Here is a 17,492-nt window from a genome sequence, read left to right on the forward strand (position 1 = left end):
ACCCCGGACACAACCGCTGGAGCAGTGGCATAATGAGCAACCATGAGTGACTTCGAAATCCGCATGCCGTCCGGGACGGACGATCCGCTCTCCGATGCGGAGATCCAGCAGTACCGCAAAGAGATTGACCGTCTCGACCGTGTGATTTTGGACGCGATTAAGCGTCGCACCAAGGTGTCGAAGGCGATCGGCAAGACGCGGATGGGGTCAGGCGGCACAAAGCTTGTGCACACCCGCGAGGTCGCGATCATTAACCAATTCCGCGATGAGCTTGGGGAGGAAGGCCCGGCGCTGGCAAATATCTTGCTGCGCCTGGGACGCGGAAAGCTGGGCTAGCCCCAACAACGCACTCCCCAACTTTCGTAGTACCATATCAAGGCAGACAACCATCCGTTTCAAGGAGGAACTATGTCCGATATCACCGCCACGCCAGCCTGGTCTAACTTGGAGAAGCTCCACGCCTCCAAGGCTGATACGACCCTGCGCGAGCTCTTCGACCGCGACGCAGACCGCGCGAAGAAGCTCACCTTCGACGCAGCAGGACTGCACGTTGACCTTTCCAAGCAGCTTATCGACGCCGACGTCGTCGATGCGCTCGTCTCCCTCGCAGAAACCGCACAGCTTCGCACCAAGATCGACGCGATGTTCGCGGGCGAGCACATCAACGACACCGAGGACCGCGCGGTGCTGCACACGGCGCTGCGCCTTCCGGTAGAGGCCAACCTTGAGGTCGACGGCCAAGACGTGGCGGCGGACGTGCATGAGGTGCTGGGCCGGATGCGTGACTTCGCATCGGCGCTGCGTTCCGGCGAATGGCTGGGCCACACCGGACACACCATTAAGAAGATCGTCAACATTGGTATTGGTGGTTCGGACCTGGGCCCTGCGATGGCAACCAAGGCGCTGCGCGCCTACGCAACCGCGGGCATTACCGCAGAGTTCGTCTCCAACGTCGACCCGGCGGACATCGCCGCAGTCCTCGACCGTTGCAACCCTGAAGAGACGCTGTTCGTCATCGCATCGAAGACGTTCACCACCCAGGAGACCCTAACCAACGCACACGTGGCGAAGCGCTGGCTCATCGAGCAGTTCGACGGCGACGCCTCCGCTGTGGCGAAGCACTTCGTCGCAGTGTCTACGAACGCGGAAAAGGTCGCCGAGTTCGGCATCGATACCGCGAACATGTTCCCGTTCTGGAACTGGGTCGGCGGCCGCTACTCTATGGACTCCGCGATTGGCCTGAGCCTGATGGCCGTCATCGGACCGATGGACTTCATGCGCATGCTCGAGGGCTTCCACGCCATGGATGAGCACTTCCGCACCACCGAGTTCTCCCAGAACGTGCCGGTGCTGATGGGCCTGCTCAACGTCTGGTACCGCAACTTCTACAACGCCGAGACGCACGCCGTCCTGCCGTACTCCGAGGACCTTTCTCGCTTCCCTGCCTACCTGCAGCAGCTGACCATGGAGTCCAACGGCAAGTCCGTGCGCCACGACGGCACCGCGGTGACCTACAACACCGGCGAGATTTTCTGGGGCGAGCCAGGCACGAACGGCCAGCACGCATTCTTCCAGCTGCTGCACCAGGGCACCTCGCTCGTGCCGGCGGACTTCATCGGCTTCGCCACCCCGAAGGAAGACTTCCCGACCATGACCGGCGAAGGCTCCATGCATGACCTGCTGATGGGCAACTTCTTCGCACAGACGAAGGTGCTCGCGTTCGGCAAGGACCAGGCCGCCATCGAGGCCGAGGGGGTCGACGCCACGCTGGCCCCGCACAAGGTCATGCCAGGCAACCGTCCGACCACAACTATCCTGGCCGAGGAGCTGACCCCGTTCACGCTCGGCGCACTCATCGCGCTCTACGAGCACATCGTGTTCACCGAAGGTGTGATTTGGGACATCAACTCGTTTGACCAGTGGGGCGTCGAGCTCGGCAAGCAGCAGGCAAACGACCTGGCCAAGGCAGTCGCGGGCGAAGAAACTCCAGCAACCGGCGATGCTTCCACCGACGCACTGATTGGCTGGTACCGCGAAAACCGTCGCTAGCGCTTGGTGCATCACTCCTTAGTAGGGCAAGATAGGCAGTTGTTTTACCTACAACTAAGGAGTGAACGTGCAAGCCATCATCGACTGGATTGTCAACCTGATGGAGCTTCTCGGCGCCCCCGGCGTCGGGATAGCAATTTTCCTGGAGAACGTCTTCCCACCGATCCCCTCCGAGGTAGTGCTGCCGCTGGCCGGCTTCACGGTCGCGCAGGGCTCGCTGAGCTACCCGGCGGTGTTCATCTGGTCGGTGATGGGTTCCGTCGCGGGCGCGTTCTTTCTCTACGGCCTCGGTGCCTGGCTGGGCGCCGAGCGCCTGCGTGCAATCGCTGACTGGATGTGGTTGGTGAAGGCGTCAGACGTCGATAAGTCCCTCGAGTGGTTTGATAAGCACGGCCGATCCTCAGTCTTCTTCGGCCGCCTGATTCCGGGGGTGCGCTCCCTCATCTCGATCCCAGCAGGCCTGGACCGCATGAACCTCGCGATGTTCGCTCTGTGGACCGGGCTCGGCTCCGCAATCTGGAACGCAATCCTGATCACGCTCGGCATGTACCTCGGTGAAAGCTGGGAGACGGTCTCCCATTACGTGGATACGTACTCGACCGTGGTCTACGTCCTGCTGATCCTGATCATGCTCGGCTTCCTGGCGTACTTCATTCGCCGCTCCATGAAGGAGAAGGCGGCTGGCACTGAGGGCACCACCAAATAACTCGTTCTAAGTCGCCCGCTCCCCCGAGGAATCCTTTCTCGATGAGCGTGCCGCACCGCCGACACGGCTTGTTGTTCCTTCCAAATACGTAGCTGGTCTCCCCGGCGCGTTTGATCCCCGTGGTCACTCGCACCGGGGAGTCTTTGTTTGCCCACATGAGGCGCCGCGCGATCGCCACATGCTTTTCGACGTCCACTTCACCCACCGTGCGCGACGGGTGCGTACCAGCGATGAAGTGAATTTCTGCGCGGTACTCATTGCCGATGCCCGCGACGAAGCGCTGATTGAGCAGCGCGCGCCCCATCTCGAGGTGCGGGTGCTCGCTGATCCTGCGCACGACCTCTTCCTGGTCGAAGTCGCGTGCCAGCATGTCCGGGCCCAGGTAGCCCATCCGCTGCGGGTACTCGCGCGCGGGGAACACCTCAACGAGGCCTAACGAATGCCCGACGAGCTCGATATCAGGCTTCGGCGCGTCCGCGAGGCGCAGCACCACCCGGGCAGTGTGGCCGGGCTTGCGCCAGCGGGTGCCCGCTCGATGGATCGCCCATGTGCCTTCCATCTTGAGGTGCGTGTGTAGCACTTGTGATTCGTGGCCTTCGCGGGAAAACTCCATGAAGAGGTGCTTGCCGTAGGGCCAGACGCGCTCGCAGATCATGCCGGTGAAATCGACGGTGGCGAAGCGCGGCACGCGAACACTCGTGGCAGTGACCTCACGGTGTTGCATCCACTGCAGGCGCTTTGACAGCTGATAGACGGAATCCCCTTCAGGCATAGTGGTATCCATGTTCCGCTTCTTACAAAACCTTTTCAACTACGGCCCCACGCCGGAGGAGTCGCTCGTCGGGTTCTTCCCCGACATGGATGCCGCCACCGAGTGGGCGCGGGGTGTGCTGGCAGAGACCGGCACCGACCCCGAAGCCGAGTTTGTTCGCGCCGTGAAAGACGTGCGCGTGGCGAACCCGCGCATCGGCCTGGCCGCGGCAGCACACCTGGTCAAGCAACTGCTTTAGAATCTTTGTTCGAGTCTCATTTTTTCATGTCTGACACGTCTGTATAGTCGCCCTTAGCTACTTGAAGGAGGGGACATGAACGACGTGACCAAGCTCGTTGACCAGGTCATTAACGGCCTGACGCAGCTACGCATGCTTTTCGACGACCCCTCCGCCTTTCCGCCATCGCCGAAGACATCGCACGCCTCGAACACGCGATGGACAAGAAGGCCTACATCGATGCCGCCTTCGCGCAGGTCTGCGCTATCGCCGACGCCGGCAAACTCGTCGGCGCCAACTACCCGGATACCTACCTCATGGAGAAGTTGGGCATCTCCAAGGGTGAGGCATATAACCGGCTCGCGCGCGCCAAGGCGATGTTCGCTCCGGTGACGGAGCCGGACCGTGGCGATCTGCTCGATGTGGAGGAGGCGGAGCGGCGTCGTAAAGACCAGGTCCAAGCTCGCCGCCACGCCGACGCGGTTCCCGCGGCCAAGCAGGACATCATCCGGCGCGAGACCGACAGGCTGCTCAAGGCCGCCGAGGGCGAGCACATGAGCATTTACGCCCACGCCATGGAGGAAGCGAAGACCCGAGACGAGCAGGACCTGCGCCTCACGGTCAAGCGCCTCGTGGATAAGGCGAACCGGCCACACGCGAAGAAGAACCCCAACGCGGGCTTTGAGAAGCGCGAGGCCACCCTGGGCAAGGAGAACTCCGATGGCACCTATTACGTGCGCCTGGACATGACAGCAGGCGATTACGCGCTCTACAAGGCGCTGACTGACAAGGGGCTTGCGCCAAACTCCAATATCCCGCCCGATCGCCAGCAGGACCGCGACCCCCGCACCCGTGGCCAGCGCCGCTACGACCAGTTCATGGCCATCATGCGCCAATACGAGCACGGCGAGCAGGCCACTCACGGTGGCGCCGCCTCCGTGGTGGTCTCAGTGACGCTCGACGACCTCGCCGACGCCGACGCCACCACACTGTTCCAAACCAACGTCGGCGTGGAGCTGGACGCCTTCGAACTCGTGCGCCTCGGCATGGATGGCACGTCTGACTTCCTGCTCACCGTCGACGGAATCACCGGCGTGCCGCTGCACCTGGGCAGGTCCAAGCGGCTCGCCTCTGTTGGGCAACGCATCGCCATGTTTGCTATCCAGGGCGTGTGCTCCTGGGCCGGCTGCACCACCGCAATGAGCGAGTGCGAAGCCCACCACATCATTTCCTGGCTGCGCCACGGCGGCACCGACATCACCAACCTCACCGGCCTGTGCCCCACCCACCACCGGTGCAACAACGACCACCGGGACGGCTCCTTCAACAAGGGCTACATGGACTACGACCCCACCACCGGCACCGCGTTGTTGGTCAAGGCCGACGGCACCCGCCACACCAACACCTCGGACCCCGCCATGCACTCGGCGGTGAATCGGATCCGGAACAAACGGGCGATGCGGGCAGGGCCACCGGGGACTACTCACCGGCCGGTGCCTCGCGTGATACTGCGACCCTAAACCCAGCCGAAACACTAATCGTCGAAGGAGAGCCCGTCCAGATCCCCTAGAGCCTCCGTCATGCTGCGCCCGCGCCGCTTCGGAGGCGCGGCCTGCTTGCCTCCGATTCTTACGCCCTTGTGCGTCACCGCCACGCCAAGATCGCGGAGCCGGAACGCGGGCTCGCCGTTGACGGTTTCGACGTTGAGCTGGCGCATCCTCCCGGCGGCGACGGCATCCGATAGTGCGTCGATGACAAGTGGTAGCGGATCTTCGATGCCTTCCGGGAAGGTCTCGAAGAAGGTGGTGAGCTTCTTGCCGCCACGGGTGATGTGGGCCGCCAACAGCCCGTCCACGAGCACCACCATCGCGCCTGCCGATCTGGTCGGGCCGGTCACGGGCCACGGCAGCGCGGCCCCGTAGGGGTTGGCCGGGTCGGTGGCGGCGAGCACGTACACCTTTGGCTCACGCGCACCCGATGGCCAACCGGCGACGTCGTCGCTGTCCTGCTGGCCACGCAGCCGATCAATCGTCGCAGGGGTGGAGAACTGCGCTGCGCCAAGCCCCTCGATGAGGTAGCCGCGCAGCGCCTTGCCGGAGTCCTCGAACCCGGAGAGCACCTTGTACGCCAACGCGAAGCCGCCGATGACATTCTCTGCGACGACGGCGCCCTTGGTCACCACCCCGTAGCGATCCAGCCATGCCTCCCCAAGCGCGAGCGAGCGCCGGGTCGGGTCGGTGTCGGGGTGCGGGGTGGCGGCCCAGCGTCCCACCATGTCTGGCGGGGCGGTTTGCGTAAACGAGGTCCTGCCGGAACGGATGCGGGAACGGGACGGCCGCCGCTTCGCGCGGTACGCGGCCTTACCACCCGCAAGGCGTGCGCGCAGCGGCGCGAAGGAATCCGGTGAAACGTGGCCGGCCTCGACGAGGTCCCACATGGATTCGCGTAGCTCCTCAGAAGTCGTCACTGGCGTGAGCAGGTCGCTGAACAGGTAGCCGCCACCTGCTGCGAGCGTATCCATGATGTGCTGCTGCGTGAGCGACAGCAACGGCGGGTCGACTTGCGGCATGAGCTGCGCGGCGTAGTCACTCGGCAGCAGCATGATCCACGGATCGTTCGCCCCCGCCGACCCGGTGCCCACAATGATAACCTCGCCGGAGGCAGTCAGCTCGTCCAGCATGATCGGCGAGTAGTCCCCCACCCGCGACGGCAAGATGTGGGACTCCCACGCAGAGGCCGGCAGCCGCACGCCCGCGAGCTGCTCGATGACGGAGTACACCCCGTCGGCGCCGCGTAAGGGAGGCACCGTTCCCGCCGCGGCGACGTTACTCCACGCCGGCAGGAAACGCCCGTACGCCGATGCCGATACCGGCCGGGCCTGCGCCCGCGCGACCGCCAAGGAGCGGGAGCGGATCACGCGCAGGACCTCGTGCGCGACGTATTCCTGGTCGTCGACGCCTTGGCGGAAGCGCCCCTCGATGACGGAGTTGGCGTCGACAAGCGGTTGGAGCACCGCGTAGGCAGCGCCGAGCGCGAGCCCGAAGGCATCGGCAAGCGCGCGCAGCGTGAAGGGGCCGCGGGTGCGCACCCAGCGACGCACGAGCTGGGAGAGCGCATCGGGGATGGTGGCCACCTGCGCTGCCACCCCGGGAGGGACCGGCACGCCAAGGCCATCGCGCAGCAGTGGGGCGTCGAGCGCCTGCGCAACGTGTTCCCTGCCGCCGATGCGCACCCGCATCACGCGTGGCCCGAGCGACGCCTCCACCCCCGCGAGCGGCACCGAGGTGTACACCGCGAGCTCGTCCACAGGCACCGGGCCGGTCAGGCGCAGGGTGTCGGCGAACTGCTCCGGTGTCTCGGCGCGGCCGACCCGGCGCAGCGACGCGTCCACCTCGGCGATCACCTCCGCGTCCAACAGCTCGCGCAGCTCCACGGTGCCCAACAGTTTGGCTAGCAGTGACGGGTCCAGCGCGAGCGCCGCCGCCCGCTTCTCCGCGAGCGGGGTGTCGCCTTCGTACATGAACGCGCCGGTGTAGTTGAACAGCAGCGATGAGGCGAACGGGCTCGGCTGCTGCGTGGTCACCTCCGCGATGCGCACCCGGCGCGTCTGCAGGTCACGGATCACTTCTTGCAGCGCTGGCAGGTCGTAGACGTCCTGGAGACACTCGCGCACCGTTTCCAGGATGATCGGAAACGACGGGTAATTCCGGGCCACATCCAACAACTGCTCGGCGCGCTGGCGCTGCTGCCACAGGGGCGCGCGCTTGCCGGGGTTGCGGCGCGGCAGCAAGAGGGCGCGGGCGGCGCACTCGCGGAACCGGGAAGCGAACAGGGCGGAGTTTCCCACCTGCTCGGTGACGATGTCGGTGATCTCGTCGGCGTCGAATTGGAACAGGGCCCCGGAGGGTTCGTGGTCGCCTTGGGGCAGGCGCAGAACGATGCCGTCGTCGCCGGCCACGGCCTGGGCGTCCATCCCGGTCTCCTGCGCGATCCGCCACCCGGCGGCCAGCGCCCACGCGGCGTTCACACCCTTGCCGAACGGCGTGTGCAGCACCACGCGCCAGTCCCCGAGCTCGTCGGTGAAGCGCTCGAGCACCAGCGTCGTCTCGTCCGGCAGCACGCCGGTGGCTTCCTCTTGCTCCTCGAGGTAGGCCCGCAGATTGTCGCGCGCGTACGCATCGAGCGAATTATCGACGCCCGCTCCGCCGCGCACCTCCCTCCTGAACGCGCCGAGCGCCTTGCCGAGTTCGTACGGGCGCCCGACGCCCTCCCCCGACCAAAACGGCAGCCTGCCGGTATGCCCCGGCGCGGGAGAGACCTGTACTTGGTCGCGCGTGATGTTTTCGATGCGCCAGCTCGTCGCCCCGAGCGTGAACACGTCGCCGACGCGGGACTCGTAAACCATTTCCTCGTCTAGCTCGCCGACGCGGCGCGGCGCCCCGCCTTCGGCCTCGGAGCCGACGAGGAACACGCCGAACATGCCACGGTCCGGGATGGTGCCTGCGTTGGTGACCGCGACGCGCTGTGCACCCTGCAACGCCTTGAGCACGGTGCCGTCGAGCCAGGCGCGCGGCTTGAGCTCCGCGAAGTCAGTCGAGGGGTACACGCCGGTGACCAGGTCGATAACCGCGTTGAACACATCACGGTCGAGGTTGCGGTAGGGCCAGGCGCGCGTGACGGTCGCGTACCAGTCGTCGAGCTCGAGGTCCTCGACCGCCACTGCAGCCACCGTCTGCTGGGCCAGCACGTCCAGCGGGGAGCGTGGCGTGCGCAGCTCCTCGATGAGCCCGTCGCGCATCCGCGGCACGGTCACGGCCGTTTGCACCAGGTCGGAGCGGTGCTTCGGATAGAACGAGCCGTGCGAGATCGCGCCCACCGTGTGCCCGGCGCGCCCGACGCGCTGCAGCCCGGAGGCGACCGACGGCGGCGACTCCACCTGGATCACCAGCTCCACCGCACCCATATCGATGCCGAGTTCCAGCGAGGACGTCGACACGACCGCTTTGAGCGTGCCCTCTTTCAGCATCGTTTCCGTCGTGGCCCGCTCGTCTTTGGACACGCTACCGTGGTGCGCCCGCACGATCACGGGCGCTGCCTCCCCCGCGAGGTCGACCCCTTTGCCCAGCTGTGCAGGGGGGCGTCGAGTAGCGGGGCTAAGCGCTTCGGGGTCGTGCTCTTTCGCCCACAGCTCGTTGAGCTGGCTGGTGAGCCGCTCCGCCGTGCGCCGCGAGTTCACGAAGACGATCGTCGAGCGGTGCGCCATGACCTCCTGGTACACCGATTCCGCGATGTGCGGCCAAATCGACTTCGGCGCCGGTGGCATCAGCGCCGCGGTCTCCCCTTCGAGGTCCAGCGTGTCGTCGACGATGGCGTCCCCAATTGTCGACGCCTCCTCCGGCACCGGCAGGTCACTCATATCGGCCACCGGCACCCGCACCGCGAGGTCCCAGCGCTTCTCCCCCGGCGGCTGGATGATCGTCGTGCGAGGCCCGAGGAAGTCCGCCACGGCCTCCAGCGGGCGCACCGTCGCAGACAACCCGATGCGCTGAAAGTCCCCCGCGAGGCGGCCGAGCCGCTCCAGCGACAGTGCCAGGTGCACGCCGCGCTTCGTGCCCGCGAGCGCGTGAATCTCGTCCACGATTACGGTGTCCACGGTCCGCAGGATGCCCGCGGCCTTCGACGTCAGCATCAAATACAGCGACTCAGGCGTGGTGATCAGGATGTCCGGCGGCTTGCGCACCTGGCGGGACCGCTCCGCTTGCGGGGTGTCGCCCGAGCGCACCGCCACCGACACATCCGGCATGTCCAGCCCCATGCGCTGCGCCACGCGCCCAATCCCGCCGAGCGGGGCCCGCAGGTTATTTTCGACGTCCACACCAAGGGCCTTCAGCGGCGAGATATATAAGGTGCGCACCCCGCCGTGGCTGCTGGCGTTCGCCCCATCGATTGGCAGGGCCTGTTGCCCGTCGCGCTCCACGAGCGAATTCAACGACCACAAAAAGGCCGCTAACGTCTTACCAGAACCGGTAGGCGCTACCACCAGGGCGTTGCCGCCGTCGGAAATCGTGGCCCACGCCTGCTCCTGCACTGGCGTTGGCGCCTCGAATACTTCTTCAAACCAGGTCGCCACCTGCGGTTTGAAGCGTTCGAGGATTCCTTTGGCCATGCCCGCCAGAATACAGATAGTGCAGGCAGGCGAAAAGAAATGGTTCCTTTGGCTGGTTTCGCGCTAAAGTCGAAGCCATGACTGCTCAGTATTCAGACTCTCGGCTGACAAACTTAATCGCGCAAGGCACCGGCGAGATCCTCAAGGGTATTCGCGGTGTTGGCCTTCTCCGCGGACGTGAACTTGGAGAAGCCGGCGACGACCTGGCACAGAACTGGATCGCGCGCGTGCTTGAGCAGCACCGCCCGGGCGATGCATTTCTGTCCGAAGAGGCAGCCGACGACCACTCCCGTCTTAGCAACAACCGCGTCTGGATCGTTGACCCCCTCGACGGCACCAAGGAGTTCGCAACCGGCCGCCAGGACTGGGCCGTGCACATCGCGCTCGTCGAAGACGGCGTCCCTACTCACGCGGCGGTAGGTCTGCCGGACCTTGGCGTCGTATTCAAGTCTTCCGACGTGCGCCACGTCTCGGGGCCGTTCGCGAAGAAGATCGCTATGTCACGCAACCGCCCGCCGGCGATCGCTCCGTTCGTTGCCGATGCCCTCGGCTTCGAGACCAGCCCGGTCGGCTCCGCAGGCGCGAAGGCAATGCACGTCCTGCTCGGTGACTTCGACGCCTACGTACACGCCGGCGGCCAGTACGAGTGGGACCAGGCAGCACCAGTTGGTGTGTCCATGGCTGCGGGCCTGCACTGCTCGCGCCTCGACGGCTCGCCGCTGAAGTACAACAACAAGGACACCTACATCCCGGACCTGCTCATCTGCCGTCCGGAGCTTGCCGACGACATCCTGGAAGCCTGCGCGAAGTACTACGACGAGCACGGCTCCTTCGAAGGGGTCGTCGCGAAGTGAGCCTGGTGACTCCGTACGAAGACCTCCTGCGCGACGTCCTGGAAAACGGCACCGATAAGGGCGACCGCACTGGCACCGGCACGCGAAGCGTCTTCGGCCGCCAGCTGCGCTACGACCTTTCCGAGTCCTTCCCCCTGCTGACTACCAAGAAGGTGTACTTCAAGGGCGTCGTGGGCGAGCTGCTGTGGTTCCTCCGCGGCGACTCCAACGTGACCTGGCTGCAGGAACACGGCGTGCGCATCTGGAACGAGTGGGCCGACGAAAATGGCGAGCTCGGCCCTGTCTACGGCGTGCAGTGGCGTTCCTGGCCCACCCCCGATGGGCAGCACGTCGACCAGATTTCACGGGCGCTCGAGCTTTTGAAGGACGACCCCAATTCGCGCCGCAACCTGGTGTCCGCGTGGAACGTCTCCGAGCTCGAGCACATGGCGCTGCTGCCGTGTCACCTGCTGTTCCAGCTGTATGTAGCTGACGGCAAGCTGAGCCTGCAGGTGTACCAGCGCTCCGCCGACATGTTCCTGGGCGTGCCGTTTAACATCGCTTCCTACGCGCTGCTCGCGCACATGTTTGCACAGCAGGCAGGTCTCGAGGTCGGCGAACTCATCTGGACCGGCGGCGACTGCCACATTTACAACAATCACTTCGACCAGGTGCGCGAGCAGCTCTCCCGCGAGCCTCGCCCCTACCCGCAGCTCAAGCTGCGGAAGGCAGAGTCGCTGTTTGACTACGACTTCTCCGACATCGAAGTCGTCGGCTACGACCCGCACCCGACGATCAAAGCGCAGGTGTCCGTCTAATGCTGGGCGCGATCTGGGCCGAAAGCATCGACGGCATCATCGGCGACGGCGTGGGCATGCCCTGGCACCTGCCTGAGGACCTGCGCCACTTCAAGGAGATCACGCTGGGCCACCCGATCATCATGGGGCGCAAGACTTGGGACCACCTCCCCATCAAGCCGCTGCCGGGCAGAACAAACCATGTGTTGTCCTCGCGCGAGCCCGGCGAGTGGTCCGACGGCGCCTTCGTGTCCCGCGACATCCCAGATTTGAAGACGTCCGCCTGGATCATCGGCGGTGGCCAGATTTACGAAGCAACCATCGACGAAGTAGACGTCATTGAACGCACGATCGTCGATGTCCACGTCGCAGACAAGCTCGGAGCGTCCGCCGTCCGCGCGCCCCGCGTCACCGATGACTTCGCTATCGTTTCTGATGGACCGTGGCAAACCTCCGCCAATGGCACCCGTTTCAAGTACCAACGCCTCGAAAGGTTAGGCCCAAAATCATGACCACTCCCGAAACCTCTTCCCACGTCACCATCTTCGCAACCGATTGGTGCCCGTTCTGCAAGAAGCTTCGCGAGCGCCTCGACCGTACCGAAACCCCTTACGACGTCGTTGACGTCGAAGCCGAAGGCGCCAAGGACGCCGCCGCGTGGGTCGAGTCCGTCAACGACGGCAACCGCGTCGTCCCCACCGTCCTCTATTCTGACGGCACGCACGCGACCAACCCTGCCGCGTCCGCTGTTCGCGCGAAGCTGCGCGAACTGACCGGCGAAGAGGCCTAGCACCCGGGCAAATAGCGATGCCGTCGCGGGCGCCCGCGACTTTGGCATCACTTCTGTCCTGCGGTACTGTTAGTCGAGTTGCCCCAGTAGCTCAGGGGATAGAGCACGGCTCTCCTAAAGCCGGTGTCGGAGGTTCGAATCCTCTCTGGGGCGCAAAACACCCCCGCGGCCTGCGCAAATAGGCTGCGGGGGTTTCGCATTTCTGCAAAGAACGCGAATGCACTAACTTATCTACCCTCTTTGCGCAAGATTTGGCCGGCCCAGGAACTCCTTGACCACGGTCATCATGTCCGACTTCTTCATGTCCGGCAGGTAACAGTGAATGACTGCCAGCGAGATATTGGCGAGTGACATTTCGTCTTCGTACAGCAGGTACCAGCCTTGGTGCGTCGGGTGGAATTTGTGCTTCGAGGCAGCGAGTGAGCGGAAGCCGTAGAGTGGCTCGATCGTCGCACCGGCCTTATCCAGGATGATTTCTACGAGTGATTCCGGCGCATCCGTTCGAGCCAGCGGCGCTCCGGAGAGGGAGACCCATCCAAGTCCTTGCTCGGCAGCGATGCGGGCGCTTTCCGCAAGGAGGAATTCGATGGCCGGCCGGAACCCGTTCGCGTCGCGGCGCATGAAGTCAAGGGTGTAGCCGACGAGGGCGCCGCCTTCGTAGACGGGCAGCCAGCTCGTCACTGCGTGCAGGCTGCCGTCGTCGCCCACTGCGAGGAGGAGTTTGGTGTCCGGGTCGCGGAGCTCGTCGAGCCCTCCCAAGGTGAAGCCCATTTCTGGAAGCGCTTTATCCGCGACCCATTGTTCTGAGAGCGCGACGATGCGCTCACGCATTTCCACTGGGCTTTCGGCCCAGCTAGTCCACACGGCGCGCACTCCCTCTTTTGCTGCGCGGTTGCGCGCGGTTCGGATGTTTTGAAATTTCTTGCCTTTGAACTCGATGTTATCCGTCAACAACATGGATTCTTCGGCGACGTGGATCCGTCGGAAGTCGGAGCGAGCAAAGGTGCCGGGCACTGAGTACCACGCGACTCTCCAGCCTTGACGTGCGGCGAACTCTTCAAACGCACTGGCAACGGCTTCTTCTGTCATCGTGCCGCGGTACACGGGACTTCCAACCGTGACAGCGACGTTGTAGGAGACGCGGTACGCGACGACGCCTTCTCCGTCGCCGGAGTCCGTCCCGCAGAAAAAGTAGCGGTTTCTTTCCCACAGCCCCATCCACGCGAGGTGGTCACCGGACCCATGGACCAGAATCTCCCGGGCTCGCTGGCGGTCCTGCGCGTGCGCTTCGGACGGCGGCGCGGACAGCACCTCAAACAGTGCAATCAACGCGGTAATCCAGAATATGATTCCCACCCATTCGTAGAAGATCCACGCCACGGAGCTGATGGGGAACGCATGCGTTGGAGCCAGCACAGCTACCACGGGTGGGAGGTACCTGTTCGGCAGCTCAGCAAGCAGCGCGCTTATCGACGCTCCTCCGAGGAAGCCGTCTCGCACAACCCAGGCTCCGCAGGTCCACAGTGCTGCGGTTGCTAACCACGTCCCTCCTATGATCGCCGCGCCACGGTACCAGTTGGACGGAACCGTGAACCGGCGGCGAGTGGCAATGAGGACTGCAATGGTGACCAGCCACGGGAGAACTACCAGTATTGTGTTCACAGCGGTAGAGCCGTCTGCTCCCCCACCGATTGTTTGCCAGCAGATCACCGCAATGGATCCAACGCTGACGAGGACGGCTGCCCACCATGCCAGTTTCCTGCCATGCACGAGCCCCAGCGCAAGGATGGCTGACAAAACGATAGGCAAGGCATTCATCAGCAAGGGACCGAGGCCATGCTGACTGTTTACCGCCATCGCTTCCGCGCAGGCGACGGATGTAGCGTCAGCGCACCGCTGGGCTACTAAATGCCCTGCGACTGTCGGCTCCCACATCAGCTTGCTCACTCCTGCGAAAGGCCCCTGTGCAGCGGGGTTGATCGCCGTGATAACTGGTCCGATTGCAACACTGAGAAACAGGGCAGCCACCAGGACCCGTGCTTCCCGCAGCGACATTCTGCGTGGCGTACCTGTGTCCGTGACAAGGACGCCAGCGACGGTCCCTGCGACAATGGCGACAAGTGCAACGACGCCTGAGAGTGAGCCGTCGTAGAGCACAAGGGTCGCCATCATCGCAAGCATCACGAGGCGGAGGCGGCGTCGCCACAGCACGCCCATGAAGGCAGTGGCGAATGCGGCGGGCCCGAAGATCCACGCGACCGGAGACACAAAGGTCTCGTTGGCAAGGTCTGGGCCCCACAGGTTAAAGCCTGCTCGCTCGATGGCACTACCGATGATGAAGCCGAAAGGAAGCGCTACAAACTCGGAAGCCGTCGCCACAACCGCGAAGCGAGCAGAGCCAAGTCGCACCTCGGCTGGAACTGCGAATAGCAGCGCTGCGACAGTGGCCAGGATGAGCCCGACGAGGTTACCTGCGGTCAGCCCTGCGGTGGCCCAGTGCCAAAGGTCGGGATCAACGGGAAGGCGCAATCCGAAAGCCTCCCGCGGGGCCGCACCCGACAATACGCAGGCTAAATACGTGGCCCACGCAATACTCAAGAGGCCGAGCGTGACTGGAACTTTCCTCAAACAGGTGCTGATCAAGTGTTTCATTGAATTCCTCCGCGTTGAGCAACGAAGTCAATGTCTTGGCGTAGCGCCACTCGCCACACTTCGAAGCTGTGTCCACCTGGCAGCGAGCGGAATGTGGTGCTCATCCCGGCTTTCTGCGCGAGCTCGTTTTGGTGCGGAAGCGCTGCCATAGCCTCTTGGTCACGCTTGCCGGCGGCGAACCTGCCAGCGATTCCCTTGTAGGTCGCCGTCCCGATTGCTTCCTGAAGAAGCGTTTCCGGGTTCACGGATTGGAACGCGGCCTCGTCGCCGCCGAACAGCACGTCGACGGTCCGTTGGTGCCCGCCTAGGTTCGGTTCCGCCTCACCCGAATAGTCGAGGAACGTCCCGTAGGCCGTGGGATCGTTGGTAATCACTTGGAGTGCGCACGTGCCGCCGTAGCTTAACCCACCGATTGCCCACGTGCGTTGGTCTTCTTCCACACGGAAATTGTCCTTGACCAGCTGTGGAATTTGCTGGGCCAGGTAGCTTTGGATTTGCAGATCCGGGCCGTCCACGCACCCGGGATTCCCCGTGGTTGTTCCTGTGCCGTCCGCGCTGACGACAATGGGGGCTACGCCGTCGTGTGCAACTTGGTAGTCGTCGAGCGTCTGTTGCGCCCCGCCTTCGTCAAACCACCGGATTGGGCTGCCGGGGCTTCCCGCGAGCAGCACGAGGACCGGTAGGTGCTCGCCATGCCAGTAGGCGGGCGGAACGTACACAATTGCATCGCGCAGCGGTGGGGCAGGCAGGGGCACTAGGGCGCCCACTTCCCTGCCGTCAAGGATCGGGGCGGTCGTCGTTTCGCGGAACTGATCCAAATTCATGGACACGGTGACCGGGACCGGGCGGAAGGACCCGAGGGTCGGGTACTGCTCATAGACAAGATTCACTGCCAGAAACGCTAGAACCAGGGGAACGACTGCGAGCGGGGCGAGACGCCACCGCCACCGCGGTGCCAAGAAGATGGATGCCACGACGAACACGGCAGCCGTGCCACTGGCGTAAATGTGCCACGGAATGGCATCCGGGAACGGTTTCGGCCAGACAGTAAGCGCCAGGTACGCCATCGCGAGCAATACCCCCGCAACGGCGAGCGCGGTGCGCCGACGCTTGCGGCCGAGCCAGAGCGCAACAATCACGGAAGCGGCTAAGGAGAGGTAGATCGTCCAGGCCGCGCCTGTGCCGACCACGGATATCGAACGGATTGCATCCACGGCGAGTAGTTTAAGACGCTATGGCGTTGCTTTCCTACGTGCCACGGATACTTCCATCCCCTTCGACAGTGAACTCCCAGACAACGGGCCGGATTGTGGTCGCCCTCCACGGCACTGGCTCTTCCCCATTCGTGTTCCGCCGGCTCTCACGCGCGCTCGATACGCATGGGATTGGATTGATTGCGCCCGCATACGGTCGCAGAGCTACCGCGGGTATCGACGCCTCATCCCATGAAGTCGCGGCGTTCCTCGACAGCCTGGCTGCGCAGCAGATCGATGTGGTTGGGCACTCGTATGGTGCGCTCATCGGCCTCCGAGCCGTGCAGTTGAGCTCAATCGCGGCGCGGTGCGGCACGATCGTGGGCCTCGGAGCGTCGTGGCGCGGCACGAACGGCATTGCGCGCCTGTTTCCGCCCCGGCTCGTTCGGGCAGTGGCTGGCGACGCGTTCGTCGAGTTGGAGCATTTCCGGGAGGAGCCGGTGGCCCCTTCCAACACCGGCATTGTCTCTATCGTTTCGGATGCTGATCGCATTGTGCCGTCGTGGTCGTCCCGGTGGGGAGATGTGATCGAGGTATCTGGCGTATCGCATGCGGCGCTGGCGTTGCGGACGAATGAGATCCTGGCGGCGCTCGGGGTATGCCCTTCCGGCACCGGCTGAACAGCAACAACCCTACATTGTTGATACGTCACCAATAATCACCCACACTCGCACCTGCAATCATTTTTGATGACACGTCAACGAAAGTAGGAATCATGTCTCAGCTCACCGGTACATACAAGCTCGACCCGGCACACTCCTCCATCGGCTTCACCGTCCGCCACGCGATGGTGACGAAGGTCCGCGGCGAGTTTACCGACCACGACACCACCATCACGCTCACCGACGATCTGGCAGCAAGCACGGCACAGGGCACGGTCCGGACCGCGAGCGTCGATACCCGAAACGAGGACCGCGACGCACACGTGCGCGGCGAGGACTTCTTCGATGTGGAGAAGCACCCGGAGATGACGTTTACCTCGACGGCGTTCAACGTAGACGAGGCCGGCAACGGCACGGTCACGGGTGATCTGACCATCAAGGGCACCACGAAGCCAGTCACGTTCGAGGTTGAGACCTTCGGCGTCGAGGAGGACCCGTTCGGCAACACGCGCATCGGGTTCGAGGCCAGCACGTCAATTAACCGCACCGATTTCGGTATCGATTTCCAGGCTCCGCTCAACTCGGGCGGCATGCTCGTGAGTGAGAAGGTCGCCATTGAAATTGAGGGCTCCGCGATCAAGCAGGGCGCCTAGTC

General features: G+C 64.1%; 15 protein-coding genes and 1 tRNA gene. 12 read left to right on the top strand and 4 right to left on the bottom strand.

Going from position 1 to position 17,492, the window contains the following annotated elements; all coding sequences use genetic code 11:
- The first annotated feature begins 42 nt into the window (after nt 1-42).
- The 3 genes from KBX13_RS10225 to KBX13_RS10235 all read left to right on the top strand — a co-directional run bounded on the left by KBX13_RS10225 (nt 43) and on the right by KBX13_RS10235 (nt 2,755).
- Nucleotides 43-336 carry a chorismate mutase gene (locus tag KBX13_RS10225; RefSeq protein WP_070362837.1) on the top strand — a complete coding sequence of 98 codons (294 nt, stop codon included), beginning with the start codon at nt 43-45 and terminating at the stop codon, nt 334-336.
- Nucleotides 337-408: 72 nt separating this feature from the next.
- Nucleotides 409-2,049, top strand: a complete 1,641-nt coding sequence (gene pgi, locus KBX13_RS10230; RefSeq protein WP_071573782.1) for a glucose-6-phosphate isomerase — start codon at nt 409-411, stop codon at nt 2,047-2,049.
- A gap of 67 nt (nt 2,050-2,116) precedes the next feature.
- Nucleotides 2,117-2,755, top strand: coding sequence for a DedA family protein (locus KBX13_RS10235; RefSeq protein WP_141742262.1), 639 nt, complete (start codon nt 2,117-2,119; stop codon nt 2,753-2,755).
- On the opposite strand, the gene KBX13_RS10240 is transcribed toward KBX13_RS10235, so the two are convergent.
- Nucleotides 2,700-3,527 (bottom strand): DNA-formamidopyrimidine glycosylase family protein, encoded by an 828-nt coding sequence (locus KBX13_RS10240; RefSeq protein ID WP_256022059.1) that lies wholly within the window; start codon nt 3,525-3,527, stop codon nt 2,700-2,702. The two genes, KBX13_RS10235 and KBX13_RS10240, sit on opposite strands and share 56 nt — an antisense overlap.
- A 10-nt stretch (nt 3,528-3,537) precedes the next feature.
- Here KBX13_RS10240 and KBX13_RS10245 point away from each other — a divergent pair, with 10 nt between their 5' ends.
- Nucleotides 3,538-3,765, top strand: coding sequence for a hypothetical protein (locus KBX13_RS10245; RefSeq protein ID WP_070362839.1), 228 nt, complete (start codon nt 3,538-3,540; stop codon nt 3,763-3,765).
- A gap of 197 nt (nt 3,766-3,962) precedes the next feature.
- Nucleotides 3,963-5,264, top strand: a complete 1,302-nt coding sequence (locus KBX13_RS10250) for an HNH endonuclease signature motif containing protein (RefSeq protein ID WP_256022060.1) — start codon at nt 3,963-3,965, stop codon at nt 5,262-5,264.
- A 14-nt stretch (nt 5,265-5,278) separates the two neighbouring features.
- Here KBX13_RS10250 and KBX13_RS10255 read toward each other — a convergent pair whose 3' ends face one another.
- Complete coding sequence (locus KBX13_RS10255; protein WP_256022062.1) at nt 5,279-9,910, bottom strand: ATP-dependent helicase; 4,632 nt, start codon at nt 9,908-9,910, stop codon at nt 5,279-5,281.
- Between the two features lie 77 nt (nt 9,911-9,987).
- Between KBX13_RS10255 and KBX13_RS10260 the strand changes: the two genes are divergently transcribed.
- The 5 genes from KBX13_RS10260 (at nt 9,988) to KBX13_RS10280 (ending at nt 12,483) form a co-directional block, all read left to right on the top strand.
- Nucleotides 9,988-10,764 (top strand): 3'(2'),5'-bisphosphate nucleotidase CysQ, encoded by a 777-nt coding sequence (locus tag KBX13_RS10260; protein ID WP_070362842.1) that lies wholly within the window; start codon nt 9,988-9,990, stop codon nt 10,762-10,764.
- A complete protein-coding gene (locus KBX13_RS10265; RefSeq protein WP_070362843.1) occupies nt 10,761-11,561 on the top strand; it encodes a thymidylate synthase in 801 nt (266 codons plus the stop codon). Before KBX13_RS10260 ends, KBX13_RS10265 begins: the two co-directional genes overlap by 4 nt.
- Nucleotides 11,561-12,052, top strand: coding sequence for a dihydrofolate reductase (locus KBX13_RS10270; protein ID WP_070362844.1), 492 nt, complete (start codon nt 11,561-11,563; stop codon nt 12,050-12,052). The genes KBX13_RS10265 and KBX13_RS10270 overlap by 1 nt, the downstream gene beginning before the upstream one ends.
- Nucleotides 12,049-12,330 (top strand): mycoredoxin, encoded by a 282-nt coding sequence (locus tag KBX13_RS10275; RefSeq protein WP_256022063.1) that lies wholly within the window; start codon nt 12,049-12,051, stop codon nt 12,328-12,330. Before KBX13_RS10270 ends, KBX13_RS10275 begins: the two co-directional genes overlap by 4 nt.
- An 80-nt stretch (nt 12,331-12,410) precedes the next feature.
- Nucleotides 12,411-12,483, top strand: a tRNA-Arg gene (locus KBX13_RS10280).
- Between the two features lie 78 nt (nt 12,484-12,561).
- On the opposite strand, the gene KBX13_RS10285 is transcribed toward KBX13_RS10280, so the two are convergent.
- Nucleotides 12,562-14,982, bottom strand: coding sequence for a bifunctional lysylphosphatidylglycerol flippase/synthetase MprF (locus tag KBX13_RS10285; RefSeq protein ID WP_256022064.1), 2,421 nt, complete (start codon nt 14,980-14,982; stop codon nt 12,562-12,564).
- Nucleotides 14,979-16,196, bottom strand: coding sequence for an alpha/beta hydrolase-fold protein (locus KBX13_RS10290; protein ID WP_256022066.1), 1,218 nt, complete (start codon nt 16,194-16,196; stop codon nt 14,979-14,981). The genes KBX13_RS10285 and KBX13_RS10290 overlap by 4 nt, the downstream gene beginning before the upstream one ends.
- 68 nt (nt 16,197-16,264) lie before the next feature.
- On the opposite strand from KBX13_RS10290, the gene KBX13_RS10295 reads away from it, so the two are divergent.
- Nucleotides 16,265-16,855: an alpha/beta fold hydrolase gene (locus KBX13_RS10295; RefSeq protein ID WP_256022067.1), complete on the top strand. Its 591-nt coding sequence runs from the start codon at nt 16,265-16,267 to the stop codon at nt 16,853-16,855.
- Between the two features lie 95 nt (nt 16,856-16,950).
- On the top strand, nt 16,951-17,490 hold the full coding sequence (locus KBX13_RS10300) for a YceI family protein (RefSeq protein WP_256006338.1): 540 nt from the start codon (nt 16,951-16,953) through the stop codon (nt 17,488-17,490).
- The last annotated feature ends 2 nt before the right edge of the window (nt 17,491-17,492 follow it).

The sequence above is a fragment of the Corynebacterium sp. CCUG 51687 genome, from assembly GCF_024453995.1.
GTDB classification, from domain to species: domain Bacteria; phylum Actinomycetota; class Actinomycetes; order Mycobacteriales; family Mycobacteriaceae; genus Corynebacterium; species Corynebacterium pseudogenitalium.

Bases quoted from the DNA above. Each gene is read 5' to 3' on its own strand.
- KBX13_RS10225 (WP_070362837.1), top strand. From the start codon at position 43: ATGAGTGACTTCGAAATCCGCATGCCGTCCGGGACGGACGATCCGCTC.
- pgi (WP_071573782.1), top strand. From the start codon at position 409: ATGTCCGATATCACCGCCACGCCAGCCTGGTCTAACTTGGAGAAGCTC.
- KBX13_RS10240 (WP_256022059.1), bottom strand. From the start codon at position 3,527: ATGCCTGAAGGGGATTCCGTCTATCAGCTGTCAAAGCGCCTGCAGTGG.
- KBX13_RS10245 (WP_070362839.1), top strand. From the start codon at position 3,538: ATGTTCCGCTTCTTACAAAACCTTTTCAACTACGGCCCCACGCCGGAG.
- KBX13_RS10250 (WP_256022060.1), top strand. From the start codon at position 3,963: ATGGACAAGAAGGCCTACATCGATGCCGCCTTCGCGCAGGTCTGCGCT.
- KBX13_RS10255 (WP_256022062.1), bottom strand. From the start codon at position 9,910: ATGGCCAAAGGAATCCTCGAACGCTTCAAACCGCAGGTGGCGACCTGG.
- KBX13_RS10260 (WP_070362842.1), top strand. From the start codon at position 9,988: ATGACTGCTCAGTATTCAGACTCTCGGCTGACAAACTTAATCGCGCAA.
- KBX13_RS10270 (WP_070362844.1), top strand. From the start codon at position 11,561: ATGCTGGGCGCGATCTGGGCCGAAAGCATCGACGGCATCATCGGCGAC.
- KBX13_RS10275 (WP_256022063.1), top strand. From the start codon at position 12,049: ATGACCACTCCCGAAACCTCTTCCCACGTCACCATCTTCGCAACCGAT.
- KBX13_RS10285 (WP_256022064.1), bottom strand. From the start codon at position 14,982: ATGAAACACTTGATCAGCACCTGTTTGAGGAAAGTTCCAGTCACGCTC.
- KBX13_RS10300 (WP_256006338.1), top strand. From the start codon at position 16,951: ATGTCTCAGCTCACCGGTACATACAAGCTCGACCCGGCACACTCCTCC.